9 protein-coding genes and 1 other RNA gene are annotated in these 18,973 nt (G+C 57.6%); 6 read left to right on the forward strand and 4 right to left on the reverse strand.

The window, feature by feature from the left end; all coding sequences use genetic code 11:
- Positions 1–78 precede the first annotated feature (78 nt).
- From OZX64_RS02950 to OZX64_RS02970, 5 genes are all read left to right on the forward strand, one after another.
- Positions 79–1,089, forward strand: coding sequence for a dihydroxyacetone kinase subunit DhaK (locus OZX64_RS02950; protein WP_277173726.1), 1,011 nt, complete (start codon positions 79–81; stop codon positions 1,087–1,089).
- A 16-nt stretch (positions 1,090–1,105) separates the two neighbouring features.
- Complete coding sequence (locus OZX64_RS02955; RefSeq protein WP_277173728.1) at positions 1,106–1,729, forward strand: dihydroxyacetone kinase subunit L; 624 nt, start codon at positions 1,106–1,108, stop codon at positions 1,727–1,729.
- A 321-nt stretch (positions 1,730–2,050) separates the two neighbouring features.
- A complete protein-coding gene (locus OZX64_RS02960; RefSeq protein WP_277173730.1) occupies positions 2,051–2,530 on the forward strand; it encodes a DUF4365 domain-containing protein in 480 nt (159 codons plus the stop codon).
- The gene (locus OZX64_RS02965; RefSeq protein WP_277173732.1) at positions 2,527–3,708 is read left to right on the forward strand and encodes a hypothetical protein; all 1,182 of its coding nucleotides are present in this window, start codon (positions 2,527–2,529) and stop codon (positions 3,706–3,708) included. Before OZX64_RS02960 ends, OZX64_RS02965 begins: the two co-directional genes overlap by 4 nt.
- A 221-nt stretch (positions 3,709–3,929) precedes the next feature.
- On the forward strand, positions 3,930–4,187 hold the full coding sequence (locus OZX64_RS02970; protein WP_277173734.1) for a hypothetical protein: 258 nt from the start codon (positions 3,930–3,932) through the stop codon (positions 4,185–4,187).
- A 470-nt stretch (positions 4,188–4,657) separates the two neighbouring features.
- Here the strand turns inward: OZX64_RS02970 and ssrA are convergent.
- From ssrA to OZX64_RS02990, 4 genes are all read right to left on the reverse strand, one after another.
- Positions 4,658–5,052, reverse strand: a transfer-messenger RNA (tmRNA) gene (ssrA, locus tag OZX64_RS02975).
- 306 nt (positions 5,053–5,358) lie between these two features.
- Positions 5,359–9,459 carry a LamG-like jellyroll fold domain-containing protein gene (locus OZX64_RS02980; protein WP_277173736.1) on the reverse strand — a complete coding sequence of 1,367 codons (4,101 nt, stop codon included), beginning with the start codon at positions 9,457–9,459 and terminating at the stop codon, positions 5,359–5,361.
- Between the two features lie 200 nt (positions 9,460–9,659).
- A complete protein-coding gene (locus OZX64_RS02985; protein WP_277173738.1) occupies positions 9,660–15,257 on the reverse strand; it encodes an endo-alpha-N-acetylgalactosaminidase family protein in 5,598 nt (1,865 codons plus the stop codon).
- Positions 15,148–15,813: a hypothetical protein gene (locus OZX64_RS02990; RefSeq protein WP_277175045.1), complete on the reverse strand. Its 666-nt coding sequence runs from the start codon at positions 15,811–15,813 to the stop codon at positions 15,148–15,150. The genes OZX64_RS02985 and OZX64_RS02990 overlap by 110 nt, the downstream gene beginning before the upstream one ends.
- On the opposite strand from OZX64_RS02990, the gene OZX64_RS02995 reads away from it, so the two are divergent.
- A complete protein-coding gene (locus OZX64_RS02995; RefSeq protein ID WP_277174953.1) occupies positions 15,745–18,927 on the forward strand; it encodes an alpha-mannosidase in 3,183 nt (1,060 codons plus the stop codon). The two genes, OZX64_RS02990 and OZX64_RS02995, sit on opposite strands and share 69 nt — an antisense overlap.
- Positions 18,928–18,973: the final 46 nt, after the last annotated feature.

Genomic DNA, 18,973 nt, shown 5'->3' on the forward strand with positions numbered 1-18,973 from the left:
TTCATCATCATGTTCCGATCGTGTTGTTTGATGGGCGCTTTGCTGTTTTAGGAATTTGACATAAGGAAGGGTCAAACCATGAAGAAGATTATCAACAAACCTGAGGACTACGTCAAAGAGACGCTCGAGGGACTGTATATCGCCCACCCGGATCTGGTCACCTACACTGGCGACGATGTCCATTGTCTGGTGACGGCGAACAAGAAGGAAGGGAAGGTCGGCCTTGCGACGGGCGGCGGCTCGGGGCACCTGCCGCTGTTCCTCGGCTATGTCGGTAAGGGAATGCTCGACGGCTGCTCGGTCGGCGACGTCTTCCAAAGCCCGAGTCCGGACCAGATGCTGGCCGTGACCAAGTACATCGATTCCGGGGCCGGCGTGCTCTACATATACGGCAACTACAACGGTGACATCTTCAATTTCGACATGGCGGCCGATCAGGCTGATTTCGAAGAGAACATTCATGTCGAATCGCTGGTCGGATGCGATGATGTGGCGTCGCCCGCCCCGACTTCCCCTGACCAGCCGAATACGCGTCGCGGGGTCGCCGGCATCTTCTTCGTGTTCAAATGCGCGGGTGCGGCCGCGGACAAGATGCTGAATCTGGACGAGGTCAAGCGGATCGCCACCAAGGCGGCCGACAACGTTCGCACCATGGGCGTGGCACTGTCCTCGCTGACGGTGCCGCGCGTGGGCAAACCAAGCTTCGAGATCGCCGACGACGAGATGGAGATCGGCATGGGCATCCACGGCGAGCCCGGCATCCGTCGTGGCAAGCTTGAACCCGCCGATGCGATCGTCACCGAGATTCTCGACAAGGTCGTCGCCGATTTGCCGTACCGGTCCGGCGACGAGGTGGCTGTGCTGGTCAATGGCTTGGGGGCGACGCCTCTTGACGAGCAGTACATCGTCACCCGCAAGATCGACGCGTATCTCAAGGACAAGGGCATTTCGCCGTATCGCTACTATGTCGGCAATTATGCGACGGCCATCGACATGGCGGGCGTCTCCATCTCGCTGCTGAAATTGGATGACGAGCTCAAGGGCTACCTTGACGCTCCTGCGCAGACCCCGTTCTTTGTCCAGCTTTGAAATAGGAAGGGAAGCAATGACAAGTAAAAGTATGGTTATCGAATTCCTGCATCAGGCCTCCGAGATCATGGTCGAAAACAAGGACTATCTGATTTCGATTGATTCCATCGTCGGCGATGCCGACTTGGGGCTGACGATGTCCGACGGATTCACGGCTGCGTACGACGCGGTCAAGGATTCCGATCAGGAGGATCTGGGCAAGTTGCTGTATGCCGCCGGCAAGGCCATGAGCATCAAGGTGCCTTCCACCATGGGCACGCTGATGGCCTCGGGACTCATGCAGGCTGCCAGAGCGCTTCGCGGAAAGACCGAATTCAGCGATGACGATTGGGTCTCGTTGTTTGAGGCCTATGAGCAGGGTGTCCAAAAACTGGGCAAGGCGAAAATCGGGGAGAAGACGTTCTTGGATGGTTTCGATCCCGGTGTCAAGGCCTTGAAGGATGCCGTGGCGGCCGGCAAGAGTCTGAAGGAAGCGGCGGCAACGGCTGCCGTCGCCGCAGAGAACGGCTTCAAGTCCACTGTCGGCATGCTTGCCATCCACGGCAGGGCGGCGATCCGTGGTGAGGAGTCGAGAAAGCTCGAGGACCCCGGTGCCAAAGTGGCGTCGCTGATCTTCCAGGCCTTCGACAAGGCCATGTAGGAATCCAAGCAATTGTTTCCGTGATTGACTAAAAAATATGTCGTCAGGGCGAGCCCTGACGACATTGTGTTTGTGGAGATGCCAGAAATTGATTGCAAAGACAGAAACCTCACTGATTGTAATAGTTTTCGTCTATTGCTTTCGCAAGCAACGTATGAAACGCTGTATATGAAGAGCACTTCAAGACACTTCAAACATGCCTAAATCATGAAACTCGTCACTCTTCTATGTATCATTATAACCATGACTAGACTCGAAGACGCGATAAGCCGTACGGGTCTTCCGCTGCACCGGGGATCTTTCAGGCGTAGACCAAATCTTATGGAACAGTATCAGCTCGCCCATGTTCGAGCGATTGTTGCAGCGGCTGGGTGCCATGTTCTCAGCTATGACTTTGATGAGGGTATCGATTTGGTTCTGCGCAGACTTGTAAACGGTGTGAAAGACGCAGAACTTGATGTCCAGCTGAAAGCAGTTTCCCATGGGAAATGCTGGAACGCTGAACATAATTTGATTCATGCTAAACTAAGCAAACTGCGGTATGACAATTCAATCATCGCCGGACCAAATTCGTCTGAGCGGCGCATCGTGGTAATCATGGATGTTCCCGACAACGTTGATGATTGGATAAAACTGGCTGATGAAGGTACTCTGCTGTCCAATAATTATTGGATGACCTGTGAAGGATTGCCGGAGCGCAACGAAGAGACGATAACGATAAGCGCGCCTGTGGAACACGTGTTCGACGACGCGGCGTTGTGCGAGATAATGGAGAAAGTCAAGGGAGGGATGCCGTTATGAACGATAGTCATATTCTGTTTGAGCATGTCCTTACCAAACTCGGATGGACAAGTGAACCGTCATTCAATGGAAAGTCAAGATATTGGAGGCCATCGGGAAGTGACGAATGGAGTGAGAACTCTATCGTCGTACCGATTGACGATCGGGCTCCTGACTACGACTATATGCTGCAACGTGCAGAAAAGAAGTGTCTGGCCCTGTATGGGGATTCCTTTAAGGCGAATCTGGAATACGAGCGTTATATTCAGAGCATGGAACTTGACCCGCTCAATGTACATGCTGAGACGGATTTGCAAAGCGGTTTCATCAATTGGAAGTCGGGACTCAACGCCTTCAACGCATTAAATGATGTGCTGCGCGCAGGAGCGAAAAGCGCGTTCGAATCCAAAAGGATCTTCAATGGTGCCGGACATGTGGTTGCGGACTCGATCATGGACGAGTCGTACATGGGCCAGACAAGGATGGGCAGCTATGAACTTACTGCCCTCATTCCAGCTCACCATGACTACGCCGCCACCACCACAAAGGACCCCAAGAAAAAGGTCGAAACCATCAAAGGACGGACGATAACTAACAAGATCGCTTCCTCCCTTGAAGCAATCAACTATGGAATTGGAGAAACTTTGAAAAGTCATGATTCTGATTCTGAAAAAAGCCTGGAGGTCTTTGACGACCCCGATATGATTAAACATGGGGTCTCCTATGAAATGGTATCAGCGCTTGCCGGTTTCGATGCGCGCCGTACACAGTTATCCATCAACGAGTTCACGGATGATGTCCCGACTCCGTTTACCATTGAGCTCGATTACAAGAAGATTCAAGTACTCAGACGCGCCAGAGAACATCTTGAGTTGCCTCCAAAACCGGAGGTTCAAACGTTGACAGGCGAGGTTACAGAACTCAGAAATTCTGGAAAATTGCTCCAACACGAAGCCAAGCTTTCAGCTCCAGTAGAAGGTGGAAAAGTCCTGACATTTCTTGTGCACATGGATTCTGGTCAGTACGAAACAGCCATAAAGGCCCACGACAGGCACATGATGCTGCGTGTCAGGGGACTTATAGAGTTCAGGCCGAGAGGAAGTCAAATCAATAATCCTGAGCTTGTGGAAATGACTCAGATTAGAGTCCCGAGTTTTGGCCAGGCAAAGATGGTTCAGGGTGAACTGTTGGATGTCTAATGAACTTTCGGGAAAATGAGTTATTGTTGCCTCTATTCTCTGCTCAATCCTAGCTTGCTTGAATCGGATGTGCTCGAAAAGCATTTAAGGTTGAAAACTGGAGATTGTGGGCTAACTAAACGCCTCACCTCTATGGTACAGCGAAAGGCCGAGGGCGGAAAACGTGGAGGAAGGAGCAAAGGCGACATAGAATAGCATTAACTGGAACGAAGGAGGCGTATATGGCCACAGTGACCATTAACTTGCCTGTCGATGATGAGCAATACCATCTTGCCGATCAGAAGGCAAGGGACAACGGCAGCACGCTGGTCAATGACCTCAATAGGTACATTGAAGTTATGGCTGCAGAGAAAAGTATGGGGGCATTGACACCAGAGCAGTCGGACTGGCTGTCTCGGCATCCTCTGCCCGGTGATGTGGTATGCTACACGTCCGAAGAGACCAGAAAGCTGTTCAACTCTATTCTCGCGGAGGAATGACATGTTGGAAATCTATTATTCCGATGTCTTTCTGACGGACCTGCGGAGGTTGAAAAGACATGATAGTGCATGTGTCGTGGAATTGCGCGAGCTTATAGCGAATGATCTGCAAGTAAATGGACAGGTTCCGGAGGATTACCAACCTCATGTCCTCGACAACGCCGGAGGGCTGTACAACGGGTGCGTTGAATTCCATCTGCATGATAACGTACTTGTGCTCTATGCGCCTGTCAATCCAAGACATTCGGTTACCATGCGTCGCATCTGTACCCATAAGGAACTTGCGACTGGCCGCTTCCATAGGGAATGGCCCGTAAAGGAATAAGCTATTTGGTATAGATTTGTCCTGCACGATGTTGAACTGTGCGGGACAAACTTATACCGGTTTATGACCCACGATTTTATAAATCGTTTAAAACCCGAAACCGCAACGAAAAACGCCACCCAAGTTGCCTTGGATGGCGTTGTATCAGTGGAGATGCGGGGAATTGAACCCCGGTCCGATGGCCGAACCCTCAGTCTTCTACGTGCGTAGTCCGCTGGCCTTTTGGCAGTTTTTCTGCCCCCATCCGTGTCGCGGACAATGGATGGCGAGCATATCTACAGTTAAAGTCCCCGAGTCACCCTGTGGTTCAATGGCTCAAGCAAGTCCTCTAATGACGCCCAACATCCTCCCGAAGACGAGAAGGAGTGGACGGAGCAGCAGCTCACTGGTTAATCCTGGCGCTTGGCTCAGGCAGCGAGTGCGAACTCAGTGCGGTTAGATTTAGCACTTGTTGTTTCGTGGAGGTCATCTCGAGTGGACTCCACATTCTCGGCACGCTTCCCTGCGACGAACAGGTCACCGTCGAAACCGATCATCCCCATTCTTGAATTATCAAGCCCCGGTTTGCGCCGGAATATTCTATGATACCGTGCCGCTATGACGATTGGCACGATAGCTACTCAAAGCGTAATCCACCATGGCGGATGCGATGATGTTCGGATTGCAAGACGTCATGCGGTGAAACGCAATAACGGGGATTAACAGGGGATTAACAGGGATTAACGGGGGGATTAACGGAAATCCGGAAGGCGCAGGCGCGAACCGGAAGGCCGCTGTCTTGATGCGTTCCAACGGAGCGTCGCAGGTCACAACCTGAAAGGCGCTCCGTTCGAACACATGGCAGGGTCAGTGCTGCCGCTTCCGCTCCAGCATGGCCAATGCCGTTCCGAGGACGAGCAGGATCATGCCGGTAAGCAGCGGCATGACGATGGGGGCTCCGGTGGATGCCAATCCATGTCTCGTCTTACCCGTCGTTGTGCTGTTTGCCGTGCCATTGGGCCGCGAGCCGTTGACCAGGGGTGTGTTCCCACCCGTGGTCGCGCCCGGCAACGACGGTTTCGCGGGCAACGACGGCTTCTGAATCGGCAGCCTCTCCAGCCTCTGTTGCGCGTCCGAAAGCTTTCGCGCGGCGTTGTCGGCCGCAGCCTGATCGGCGTTTACGTCGTTGAAAACGGCAATGGCGTCCTGCAACGCCTGACGCAACACGGCAAAACTCTGAGGGGTGTAGCGCGAACCATCGAGTTTTCGCGCCTGCTCGATCAAGGCGCTCAGACGGGTCTTATCTCCTTTGACGACCAGACCGGCCACGGCCTTTTGCAGGGAATCCGCAGCCTGTTGTACCTCCTGCTGTGTGGCGCCGGAGTCATCCAGAACCTTCTCGGCGCTGACCAAAGCCGAACGGAAAAGATCGGTGCTGGCCGGAGTGTAGGGGCTCAGATCGATGGCTTGTGCCTGTTGAACAGCATCGCGCAACGCGGCTTTGTCGGTGTTGGGCGAATAGACGAAGATTAATGTCTGGTCATCGTCCGTATACGTGCCGTCAAAGCGCTGTGCGCAGCTGTAGCCGTCGATTGCTGGAGCGGCGAACGAGTATGGTGTGCCCACGTCTCCGGTCTTGTTCTCGTCGGCCTTGAGCTGGTTGCCCTGCTTGTCCTGGTATTTGAGTGTGACGCTACCTTGTGCCATTACGGCAGGATGCATTTCCGCAGCGGCCACATAGCCTTTGGCCGAACGCGTGACCGTCGTTCCGTAGGTCGACAACGGCACCACCCGCACATTGCTGACGGTCTGTGTCGGTATCGGCATCCAGCTTTCCTTCATCCCGGTTTTCAATGTTCCTGTGGCCGCGGTTTGGTAGGTTGTGCCGTTGTCGTGGCTCACTTCGATGCGGTAGCCAAGCATGGTGCCCTCCGAAGTGTCATACCACCCTGTGTGTGGTCCCGTCTCGAAATAACCTCCCAAATAGGGCAGATAGGTGACGCCGCTGATCTTCGTCGGTTTCGAGAAGGCAAAATCGACCCACGCCTGGCTGACATCATCAAGGTCCTGGGACTTCCAATTGCTTTGGCGCTCGCCGTCGTCGATGTATTCCAGCCTCCCGTTGCGGTTGCCCGGGTCATAGGCATCATCGTGGGAGCAGGCGGTCGCGATATATCCGGAAGGGGAGATGGCTTTGACGCGATAGCTCGGATCGGTGTCGCCGAGGTCGAAATCGTATTTGCCTTCGTTGACCCACTGATTGGTGATGTAGTTGCGCATGCGGATGTGGACATGGCTGCCGCTGACCGAAACCTCATAGGCGTTGCCGTCGACCAGTTCACTGCCGTAATCGGTGTTGGCGAAGCTTGGCATGTCGACGATATGGCCGAACGGCGTGTTATAGGTGTCTACGAGGTCCTGCCCGTTATGCACATGGCCGGTGAAGAACACCGCCTGCGGGTATTTCGACAGGATCTGCTTGAGCTTGGCTTCGTTCACCCCGTTTTCGCTACCCCCCAAGTCGTCTTCCAAGAGATGGTCGGCGGTGCCGGAGAAAGTCTGATGGGCGACGAGGAAGATCGGTTTGTTCGCCTTGGCGTCGATGGCCATGGTCTTTTCGACCCAATTCAGCTGCTTCTGCGAGATGTAGGCTTGGTCTTTCAAGTCCTTCTCCGTGTTGATGACCAGGAAATGATAACCCTTGACCCATTGGTCGAAATAGAGCTGGTGCTGGCTCGCCGCGTCGAATCCGGTTTGCGAATTGATCATGTACTTGCCGTTGTTCTTGAGATATCGGTCGAACACGGGGGTGGTGCCGCCGGGTGCGGTCGTCGGGTCCTGCAGCCCGTGCAATGGGTTGCTGACGCTGCCTTGCCAACGTACGTCATGATTGCCCAATGCGAGGATGGGCACCTTGCTGCCGTGTTCGTCGTCCACCGCCTTGTAGAAATCCTTTTCCTGTTGCTCGCTGCCGCTGTCACCGTTGTCCCCGGCGGAGACCAGAGCCTGGGAATCGGGATTGAGCACGTTCATATCGCCAAGCGCCGTCCGCAGATTGGCAAGACTGGCAGCATCGGAAATATGGGGATCGGAGATGACATCGAAGGTGAAATCTGCGGGAGGCGTCGGGTCGAGATAGTTTTCTTCGGCCAACTGAAGGTCGCGCAGCCGGCGTTGCAGCACCGCGTTGTCGTGTTGCGGGGATTGTGCGGCGGCGATGAGTTTCTGCATCTGTTCGCGCTTTGCGTCGCTCGCTTCGGGGTGGGCGGCCATCAGGGCTTGCGCCTGTGCCGTCTCGTTGAGCAGTTTCCCGGGAAGGTATTGCTGGCTGATCTCGTCGGCGGTGAGCGTATGGTGCGTCAGGCGGACCTCGTCGATGTCGGCATCGTTGACGCTGTTGGCGTTGTTCGAATCGGCGCCGATGACGAGGTTTCCGGCATCGGCGGACACGTCTTTGAGCGCTTGAAGGCTTTTGCTTGAACGCAGCGTGCCGTCGACATAGACGTCCAGAGAGCCGGCACGGGCGAAGTTCGCGGCGATATGATGCCATTGCCCGTCAATGACCCCGCCTATCCTGCTGCTTTCCACGCGCGTTGAGCCATCGGCCAGGTTCACGCGGATGTCTTTGGCGAAGGCTCCGATGACAAAGCCCTTGTTCGTGCCGGAATTGTAGTTCTTGTTGCCGATGATCGCCGCTCCGTTGTTGCCGCCGTTCGATGAACGGTACCAAAGGGAAACGGAAAAGTCGTTTTTGCCCAGACGTGTGCTGTTGCACGACGGCAATGCCACGGACTGGTCGGCCTGGGAGCTGGTGCTGCCCTTGGTGTTGTGCAGGTGGATGGCCTTGGCGTTGATTCCCGGCACGAATTGCGGTGATCCGGTAGGCGAGCCTGTGCAGTGGTTCGTTCCCGAGTCGGAGTAATCGCCGTCGAAGGGCATGTAGAGTTCCGTGCTTGAGATTTTGGAGAAGAGGTCGTTGACGGCTTGTCTGGCGGTGTTGACGGCGTCGACATCCGAGGAGGCGGCCAGCGCGTTTTCGTCGTCGATGGCCTGTTGGATTTCATCGGCCTGAGTCTGGCTGATGATGCCGGAGGCCTTCGCATCGGCCAGACGAGCGGTGTTCGCTGTCCGGTCGTAGGCGACGATTGCGGATATATATTGCCGGGCGGCACCGTCGGGTGAGACGAGACCTTTGTACAAGGTGAGGTTGTCGATGGCGGAATCGGCAAGTCCGTAGGCCCCGTTGCTGTCGGCGCCGAGGGTGAGTGCTCCGGCGTCTGCGGATTTTCCGTTGAGCGGCGAAAGGTCGGAGGAGGTCTTCAGCTTTCCGTCCATATAGACGCTCAGCTTGCCGTTCCTCTGGTAGTCGGCCACATAGTGATGCCATTGCCCGTCGATGGCTCCCGAGATTCGCCCTGGTTCCACGCGGGTCCCGTCGGCGGCCATGTTGACACGCACGGTATCGGCGAAACTTCCTAATACGAATCCGTCATTGCTGCCGGAGCCATAGTCCTTGTTGCCGAAAATCGAGGCTCCGTTGTTGTCGCCCTTTGCGGTCTTGTACCACAGCGAGACCGCGAAATCATCGGTGCCCAGATGGATGTCGTCGCCATCGGTGAAACGCAGATATTGCGTTGCGGGGGAGGAGCTGCTGTCATTGCTGTTGTGTATGCGCAGCGCCTTGCCGGAGATGCCGTCTACATATTCCGCATTCTGCTTGGCGATGCCGTTATGGCCGTTGCCGCTTTGGTCTTCCAATGTATTGTCGAAATTGAATTGCATCAGGGGCTGGGGCTCGGTTTCGCCGGCGTAGGCGTGTCCGGTGGCGACGTTCGTGGATAGGCATAATCCGCAACAGGCGATCAATGCGGTCAGCGTGCCGGCGAGGCGTTGTGGTCTGTTTCTTTTTCCTGGCGAGTCTGCGTATGCCTTTGGGGTGGGGAAAGTGAATGATGTTGTAGGTTTCATAGTGCTTCTTTGCTGGGTTGTTCTTCACTGAACATTGTTTGATAACGATGAGAATCATCGTATTTTATTACTTCGGGAGACGGGAAACCAAAGCGCCGCAGCGATCGATGAGGATTGGCTGCGGCGCTTGGATGGAGCCCTCGGTAATTATTCGTGGCCTCGTTATGGTAGGCGGCGGCTAATTGCCGAGGGGACCGGAATCACCGTTGGCGCAGCCGGCGACGACTTGTCCACGACAGGCAGATGCCTGCGGCCAGCACTGACAGAGCGGTCAACACCATCGTGGTGACGATGCTGCCGGTATCGGCGAGTGGTGCCGACACGGGACGTTTGCCGTGGTGCTTGCCATTGCCGTTTGGCGTCGGACGAAGCACCGGATTCGGGTTGGGCAGCGGTGTCGGTGCAGGGCTCGGTGTCGGAGTCGGGCTTGGCGTTGGCGTTGGTGTCGGTGTCGGAGTCGGGCTTGGCGTTGGCGTTGGCGTTGGCGTCGGTGTCGGTTCCGGGCTCGGCTCGGTGCGTACCAGACCGTCGATGGCTGTGTCGAGGTTCGCCTTGGCAAGCCCCACCTCATAATCGGTGGCCGATGCCTTGGCTTCCACTTCGTTGGCCTTGTCCAGCTTGGTCAGGAGGGTCTGCCACGAGTCCTCGGTGTAGCGACCATTGGCACGCAGCACAGACGTCGTTCCCTTCAACATCAGGGAATCGGCGCTCGTGTTGCCTTCGTCCACGATCTTCTGCGCGCGGGCGATGGAACGCTGCAATCCGGTCTTGTCGACGATGGCGGGGGTGCGTGCCACATCGCGGTCGGTAGTCAGACGCAGCTCTGCGGCGGAGACATAGCAATTGGTCTCCTCGGCGCTTTGGCCACCGGTCTCAATCGCGATCAGGCGCACCTTCACGGCGTTGGCAACGCTCGGGAAGGAGACTTTCTGCCATACCGTATCCGTGGAGAATGTGCCGCCTACCACCGCGTGCGTGACGTTGCCGTCCTTGTCGGTGACATCGATGTCGAACTTCTTGATCTTGCCGTTGACCGTGGCGCCGCCTTGGCGGGGAAGATAGCGAAGACCGTTGACGGTGGTCGGCTTGGAAAGGTCGAACTCGTACCAGCCGTCTTTGCTGGTGATCGCATTATGGCCGTAGGCCGTGTGCCACCATGTGCCGGGCTTGCCGTCCTGTGCGAGTTCCTTTGGTCCTTCGGTGTCGGATCCCGGTCGCTCGCTGCCGGCGGAGACCGAATACTGGTCTCCAGCCACATCCCAGTCGTCCTTGTCGCTGTTGTCGGAAGGATGCTGCATGTAAGCGTCCAGTGCGACAAGCAGGTCATAGGCTTCGGTGAAGTCGGCAGTAGACGCGCCGTCCTTGTCGATCAGCACGCGGGCCTTGTTCAACGTCGATTCGTAGGTGTTCCAGGCCTCATCGGAGTACTTTGCGTTTTGCGCATCGTACTTGTTCCGGATTTCCTTGAGCTTCGCTTCGGCCTGTGCCTTGGTTCGTGTCTGGGAATCCACATGCTCGACCTTGAGATTGTCGAGCACGAAGTCCTGGTATCCGCCGAAGTTGGCGACGTCGTCGCTTGTGCCTTGCAGGTCGGGGGCCTTGCTGGTCGAGTAGATGCCGAACCAGGAATTGCCGTCCAGTCCGCCGGTCACCGTGTAGGTGGCGTGTGCCGTCTTGCCCAGTGCCTTCGAGATGGGGCTGAGATTGACCGTATTCGAGTTGTACTCGCCGTCTCCGGTGGCGAAGGCGTAGATGCCGTCGCTGCCGCTCTGGTAGTCGAAGGAGACCCTGTAGGTCTGGCCGGGCTCAAGCCGCACGTTCTGCGGGATGGTCTGGTAGGCCAGATCGTCCTTTTGCACCAGGCCGTTGGTCTTGACCGACCAATTGCCGCCGAGCACGTCATCCATCTTCTTGACGTCCCAGTTCGCCTGTGTGTAAGGCGCGTGAAGCTCGGAAAGGTGGGTGCGGTTGTCCTCGACGCCTTCCAGGCCTCCGATGACGAACGGCCAGATGCCCTGGGCGTTGTTCTCGAAGTCGTTGCTCAGCGTTTTCAGCGTGCCGTCCTTCTCGTAGGTGATGCCGTCGTAGCCGTTCTCGAGGATGCGCACGTCATCGAAGTAGGCATGTCCGGTGTCGCCGGTCACGGGCTCGTGCGAGAGGGTCAGTGTGGCCTTGCCGCTCGCAGGGGCCGTGAACCAGACATACATGTTCTGGAAGTAGCTGGAGTTGTCTTGGACATTGGACTTGTCGTTGTGACCATAGGCCTGCACATAGTTTCGGGCTATGCTCTTGCCGGTGGTGTTGCGGGCCAGGGTCTTGTCGCCGTCGCTGACGGTGACGGAAGCCTGTCCGGCGCTGCGGTTGTCGACTCCGAGGTAGACGGCGTAGCGCTTGCCGGCGCTAAGCCCGGTCATCTCCTGGGAGACGTTGGATTCGCCCGTCAGCTTCAGCATGGCGTTGTTGACGCCCACGATCTCGGCCTGTCCGTTGCCGCCGACCTTCCAGTTGGTGCCCAGGGTGTTCGCCCCGCCGTTGAAGCCGGCGTCCACGACGTGCATGCCTTCGCTCCACTGCACTTTGAGCTGCTGCTGCTCGCCTTGGTAGACCACATACGGGGTCTTGGCCTTGGCGTCGAGGGTGACCTTTCCTGCCGAGACCGGGACCGTCTGCATGTTGCTCTTGCCCTGATCGCTCAGCTGGTAGACCTTGACGTTGCTCAGGTTCTCCCAACCTTGCGGGAGCGTCCAGGTCGTCTTGCCGCCCACGGTGTTCCAGTGGTAGAGCTTCTGCTTGCCGGTGTCCAGCATCTTGCCGGTCTGGGAATCCCAGAGCCATGGCAGCAGGTAGGACTCGTCGCCGGCGATCTTGTTGTCACCGGAGGTCACGGAACCGCTGGCGACCGTCTTGCCGTTGAGCGTGATGGTACGGTTGCGGTAATCGGCGCTGGAAATGGTGTTGGAGGCCCTGCTGACGACAACGGTGTTGCCCTTGCCGTCGATCAGTGTGATCTGCTCGTTGCCGTTGTTGACCGAAGCGTCCTTGGGGGCGGTCGGGTCGAGTGGGTTGTTGACCCATCGGTTGACGGTGAAGTGCTGCATGAACTTGGTCGAGACGTCATGGGTGTAGAGGTTGGTGATGTAGGCGGCGTAATCGTTGCGTCCCTGCCATCCCTCGAAGTCCTTCATGTCGTATCCGCCAAGCAGCGGGGCCTTTGCCGCGTTGCCGTAGCTCGGGTAGTCGCCGACCCAGCTGTCCTTCTGGTGGTTGCGCAGGAAGCGCATCACCTGTGAGTTCTCGCCTTTCAGCTCGCTGCCGCCGTAGGTCAGGTCTGCCGCCCAATGCTGGAATGTGGCGTCGTATTCGTTGCCGCTGCCCCATTCGTTGGCCATGCGCCAGCCGTTGTCGTTGATCTCCTTGGAGAGTTTTCTGGTCTCCCAGGAGTCCTCGTTGCCCGAGGTGTTGTTGCCCCAGACATCGACGTAGATGAAGTCGAGGTTGTCACCGACCTTCTTCTTCAAGTCGCCGAAGCGTTGCGCGCGTCCGTGGTTGAGGTCGTAGATGCCGTCGATGCCGACCGCCTGGTCGAGCCAGTTCCAGCCGTAGCGAAGACCGCCGTTGCTGTAGCGACGTGCCATGCCTTCGCTGAAGGCCTTGGCTTCGGGGTACATCTCACTGGCGTTGACGTGCACGCCGAACCGGGCGCCGTACTGCTTGCCCTTGGTCATCAGGGTGTTCATGTCCTTGGCGCCGCCGATGCGTTTGCCGATGTCGCCGTAGTCGGGATGCCCGGAATCGTGTCCCTCGTTCGCATAGCCCTTGAGCAATACGGATTGGCCGAGCTCGTCGGTGTTCAATGCCACTTTCTTGACATTGTCCAACGTGGTGAGGAACGGGTTCTGCGCCTGTCCGCCGAAGTTCATGGCGATGCGGTAGGAGACCAGGTCGGGCACTTCCTCCGATTTGTAGGGGTTGTTCATGATGGAGCGATAGGCGATGGCCCCGTCCTCCCAATTGACGGTGTTGTCGGAGTTCTCGTCGCCGGTGATGACGATTTTCTCCTCCGGCATGGCGGTGGGATCGTCGGTGTAGCTGGTGTTTTTCGAGTCGCTGACGACACGGTTGTAATACCATGGCGCGCTGGTCAGACCGAGCGAGGTCTCGCCTTCCAGATACTGGGTGGAAGCCACGACGCGGGTGTTCTTGGCGCCTCCAGACACGGCCTTCACCGCGGTGCCGTCATGTTCGGAATTGCTCCACAGCCCGGCGCTCAGCCCGCCGCCGGAGACGAAGCCGTAGACGTAGTCGCCGGCATCGTTGATCTGGGTGTTCTTGGTGACGTTGAAGGTGCTGTCGCCGTTTTGGGCGGTGTCGCTCGACATTCTGGCGCCGGTGAACTGCGCGGCGCTCTGGTTGGAACGCACCGAGATCAGGGATTGGCCGGGGAAGGAGATCGTCTGTATGGGATGGTCGTTGCCGGCGTTGTTGCGTACCGTGGAAACCTTCAGATCCAGGCTGTTGGCCTTCAGCGACATGTCGACCACCAGCGTGGCGTCGATGTTCTTCGACGAATCCTTGACAGTGAGGTTGTAGCGCGCCTTGTCCTGGCCGAGGGCGGTGTAGGTGACGTCGGCGTCCTTCAGGGAGATGTTGGTGCCGTTGATCTCAACGGTGCGCACGTCCCTGCTCTGCCCGTACATCACCTTGTCGCCCTGCTTCTTCATGGTGTATTGGACGACGGAGGGGAAGTGCTTGTTGACTTCCGCCTTCATCTCGGCGTTCTGCAGGGTATTGGTGGAGACCTTGGTGGTCGTCGTGAGCACGATGTTCTGCGAATCCAGATTCGCGTGATCGATGTTCGCGTCCTGCGTCAGGTCGTCAAAGCCGTGCTTGAAAGCGAGCAGCGTATGCTTGCCTGTCTTCAGTCCCGTCAACGTGAATGTGCCGTCGGCTGCGGTGGTGGCGGTTGCGCCCTTGTCGGCCCTGCCGGCGCTGGCGCGCAAGCCCGCGCCGGAAATCGGGGCTCCGGCCGGGTCCTTGACGGTTCCGGAAATGCTGTATTCGTTGTAGTCGGGAGCGTAGTCGCCGAAGCCCGCGATGTATTGGTCGGTGGTGGTGCCGTTGAACGTTCCGGCCTTCATGGCCAGTTTGTCGGTGAGGGCGGTCATGTCGCTGTAATCGACATCGAACGCCTTAACGTCATTGACGTACAGGGTGGCCACTGTCCCGTTCCACTCTATTTCGGCCGTCTGGTTGCCCGAGGACGGTGCCGGGAGGCGTGAGCCCTTGTAATATTCCCCGTCGCCGCCAGCGTATTTCTGCCAGAACCATCCGCCCGTGTCGAAGCCGATGAACAGCCCGTTGCCCGGATCTTTGTATCCGAGATAGAAGCCGAATCGGTTCTGCGTGTTGCCTGAGAAGAGCGTGGCCTTGATCGCGTGCGGCTGTGTCAAATCGATGGCCGTCTTGGAAACGGCGATTGCCGGGAGTGTGCCCGTCGGGCTGTTGCCGTTGTCGGTGCTGGATACGAAATGCACCCAACCGCCGTTGTAGTCTTCGAGTTTTTCCCCGTCCTTCGGGTTCTCGAGTGTCCAGTCGCTGGCGCTGCGCGGGGTTACCCCCAAAGTGGACGGGGCGGCCGGGGGAGTCAGCGGCGTCCGGGCAGCGCCCGGCGAGTCGGATGTTTCCTGCCTATTCGGCAACGGCGTTGGCGCAGGAGCCGCCAGCGCGCTCTGTCCCATGAACGCCACTGACAGTATCGCTGCCAGGGTGATCGGGACTATGGAGTGTTTGTGCTTCATTGATGTTCTCCTTACTGCTCTCTACATTGAGTATCACAAAAAAACATGAGTTATCAATCTCTGATAGCCTGACATTAATGATAACAAGATTTACATAAATTGCAAATGAAGATGACTGGTTTTTGATATAAATGGATAAGTTCTCATAGAGTACGCTGAAATACCGTGCTTCTCTATTTAAGGAAACTAAGTAGGCATTAACGTAATAAGGCAAAAGATTGCCGATGACGATTGAGGCATCTTTGGATGCGGACCGCCGAGGAATCCGCAGTCGCGGTCCGGATGTCGCCGGCGACATCCGGAACCGTACGGTGCGTGTCAAATGAAATGACAAGGTGCGGATTTTCCCGAGGCGGTGGATGAAACGTAGGATGACACGCCAGATATAACTAAAGCGTTTTAGTCCTCTCGTTCTTGTAAAACGGAACACAAGTGGGCGGCGTTGCCAGACGCTGCCGAATCGGTCGGCAAGTGGAGGAAAGACGAGATGTTCCTGAAACCGCAGCAGCAATTGGATCGATGCTCTCGAGTGATGCGCCAGAGGGTGCGGCCACATATTCACCCCGTACTTGAGCCTTGCGGCGTACGCGCTTTCGACATTCCAGGCGAACCGATGCCTTCGGGTGAATTTTTCGACCGCCTCGCCGCCGGCAGCATCGATTTCAAACCGTTCAAGATGGGGTCGCCTTGGGGCACGACCTGGGGCACGGTCTGGTTCGAGATCACCGGCCATGTTCCGGTGCGGGGCGGAAGCCTCGACGCAGCTGCTGACAAAGAGGCCGAACGCCCTGTCGAACTGATGCTCGATTTGGGCTGGTACGACCATTCGCCGGGCGGCCATATCGAAGGCATGGTCTATCGCTCCGATGGCACCATCGTCAAAGCGGTGCATCCCAAGAACTTCTGGGTGCGGCTTGTCGAAGCCGATGGCACGGCCGACGTTGATGTGGCTGACGACGGCTCGTTCACGCTGTATCTGGAAGCGGCCTGCAACCCGCTGCTGCTTGGCGTGCCGCCCTTCATCGAAACGAATCTGGGGGAGAAGGCCACCGGCAAACCTGAAGAACAGTATGTGTTCCGCAGTGCCAACGTCTGCGCCTTCGACGCCCAGATGGAGGATTACTGGCTCGATCTCGACGTGGTGAGCATGCTGATGGGCCAGGCTGACAAGGATTCGCCGCGCTATTGGCAGCTGGCCAAGGCGTTGCAGCGTTCGCTCAACGTCTATGATGAGCAGGTGCCGGGTTCCGTGGTGACGGCCCGGGAGGCGTTGCAAGGAGTGCTTTCCAAACGGGCGAACGCCTCGGCGATGGAGGTCAGTGCCGTGGGCCACGCCCATATCGATTCGGCATGGCTCTGGCCGGTACGCGAGACCCGGCGCAAGGTGGCCCGAACCGTCAGCAACACGTTGGCGTTGATGAACCAGGACCCGGACTATATCTATGCGATGAGCTCGGCGCAGCAGTATGCCTGGCTTGAGCAGGACCATCCCGACCTCTTCGAACAGGTCAAAGAACGCGTGGCGCAAGGACGGTTCATCCCCGTTGGCGGCATGTGGGTGGAGGCCGATGGCATGGTGCCCACCGGGGAATCGCTGATCCGTCAGATCTCCTATGGCCAACGCTATTTCAGCTCGCGCTTCGGCGTTCGCCCGGACGGGGTGTGGCTGCCTGACAGCTTCGGCTACAACGGTTCCTGGCCGCAGATCGCGCGACGTGCGGGCTACAAGTGGTTCCTGACCCAGAAGATATCTTGGAGCGACACCACGAAGTTCCCGCATCACAGCTTCATGTGGGAAGGTATCGACGGCACGCGTATCTTCACGCACTTCCCGCCTTCGGATACGTATGCGGCCTGGACCACCGTCGAAGAGCTGACCCACGCCGAAAAGAACTTCCAAGACAAGGATTTCGCCGACAAGTCGATTCTGCTCTACGGCTGGGGCGACGGCGGCGGCGGGCCGACCCGTGAGATGCTCGGTCATCTGCACCGCTACGAGGATCTGGAGGGTGTCTCCCGTGTCAGGCTTGAGGCCCCGGACACCTTCTTCAAGGCTGCCCACGCCCAGTTGGAAGAGAATGCAGGTCCTGAGATGCCGGTCTGGCACGGTGAGCTGTACCTGGAATTGCACCGGGCTACATTGACCAGCCAGCAGGACATGAAACGCGGTTGCCGGCAGGAGGAATCCTTGCTACGTGTCACGGAGTATCTGTGTGCTGCCGCGTCGCTGGAAGCCGCTTCGGCCGGATATGTGTATCCACGCGAAGAGCTTGATTCAATCTGGAAGACGCTGCTGCTGAACCAGTTCCACGACATCCTTCCGGGTTCCGGCATCGCTTGGGTGCACCGCGAGGCGCGTGAGCAATATCAGCGTGACATGTCGCGCCTGAAGGTGCTGATCGCCAAGGCGGCGGAAGCGTTGAAACAGGCTCGGCCGGATCTGCCGGTGGCTCATCAGGCCGCCATAGCGCAGTACAGGGCTGATGGGACTTCATGGCAGGTACTTCCTGCGGCTGGCGGCGACGAGCGATCCGGCGGTAACGATGGCACTCAGTCCGTCAGCCTGCAGCGCAGCGATTCCGGCAGCATCGTTCTCGACAACGGCCTGCTCAAAGCGCGTATCGAATCCGACGGTTCGGTATCGTCGTTGGTCGATCTGCAGGCGCACAGGGAATTGGTGCCGCAGGGCACGCGTCTGGGCCTCTATGAGTTGCTGAAGGACGAGCCTTCCGTCTATGACGCCTGGGAGATCGAACGTGACGCGTTGCTGTGTGCGCACGCCATCGAAGGCGGGCGCATTACAAGCGCCGAGGTGGACGGCCGTAACGCTGCCAACGTCCATGTCAAACTTGTCTTCTCGCATAGCGCTATCGACACTGACATCGTTTTGAAGCCTGGCGCCACGCGTCTCGACTTCCGTGCCAGCGTCGATTGGCATGAACGCGAGCGTTTCCTTAAGGTCGATATGCCGGTGGCGTTGGCCCTGCCTTGCGCCCGATATGACTGCCAATACGGTTGGGTCGAGCGTCCGGTGATCAAGAACGACGCCAGTGACGAGGCCAAATACGAAAGCTGCACCCATCGTTACGTCCGTTTGAACGAGGGCGACTATGGAGTGGCGGTCGTCAATGCGTCCACCTACGGCTGCGATGCCTCCCCGATTCACGGCGACCCTGCGCAAGACCGGGCCAACGGCACCATGCTGCGGCTTTCCCTGTTGGAATCCCCGGTATTTCCCGATCCGCACGAAGACATGGGAAGCCATGAGTTTGCCTGGTCGATCGTAGCGGACGCCACCATGGCTCGCACCATTGAAGCCGCGGCGCAAATCAACGCGTTGCCGCTGGCCGACATTCCTGCGATCGAACCGTTGGTGAGCTTGAAGAACGTCAAGGGCACGCCGGTCATCGATTGGATCAAGCTGGCCGACGACGGTTCCGGCGACCTGATTGCAAGGCTTTATGAAGCATCGGGAGCCACGGCCAGTGCGACACTGAGCGTCGCCGCGCCATTGAGCGATGCCACCGTAAAAGAAACCGACGCTCTTGAAACGGACGATCTGGCCGATGACCTGCCGGTCTGCCTCGCCGGCACGCAGTCGGCGCAGGATGCCGCAATCAGCCTCCGACCCTTTGAGATGGCCACATTGCGTTTTCACAAGGAAAGGTAATCCAGAGTAGTTCAACGGCCAATCCAATCAATCTGTAGTTTCCGTA

Source organism: Bifidobacterium sp. ESL0704, assembly GCF_029392075.1.
In the GTDB taxonomy this organism is placed as follows: Bacteria; Actinomycetota; Actinomycetes; order Actinomycetales; family Bifidobacteriaceae; genus Bifidobacterium.

Excerpts from the sequence above, each read along its gene's own strand:
- OZX64_RS02950 (WP_277173726.1), top strand. The coding sequence starts at position 79 with ATGAAGAAGATTATCAACAAACCTGAGGACTACGTCAAAGAGACGCTC.
- OZX64_RS02955 (WP_277173728.1), top strand. The coding sequence starts at position 1,106 with ATGACAAGTAAAAGTATGGTTATCGAATTCCTGCATCAGGCCTCCGAG.
- OZX64_RS02960 (WP_277173730.1), top strand. The coding sequence starts at position 2,051 with ATGGAACAGTATCAGCTCGCCCATGTTCGAGCGATTGTTGCAGCGGCT.
- OZX64_RS02965 (WP_277173732.1), top strand. The coding sequence starts at position 2,527 with ATGAACGATAGTCATATTCTGTTTGAGCATGTCCTTACCAAACTCGGA.
- OZX64_RS02970 (WP_277173734.1), top strand. The coding sequence starts at position 3,930 with ATGGCCACAGTGACCATTAACTTGCCTGTCGATGATGAGCAATACCAT.
- OZX64_RS02980 (WP_277173736.1), bottom strand. The coding sequence starts at position 9,459 with ATGAAACCTACAACATCATTCACTTTCCCCACCCCAAAGGCATACGCA.
- OZX64_RS02985 (WP_277173738.1), bottom strand. The coding sequence starts at position 15,257 with ATGAAGCACAAACACTCCATAGTCCCGATCACCCTGGCAGCGATACTG.
- OZX64_RS02995 (WP_277174953.1), top strand. The coding sequence starts at position 15,745 with ATGTTCCTGAAACCGCAGCAGCAATTGGATCGATGCTCTCGAGTGATG.
- OZX64_RS02990 (WP_277175045.1), bottom strand. The coding sequence starts at position 15,813 with ATGTGGCCGCACCCTCTGGCGCATCACTCGAGAGCATCGATCCAATTG.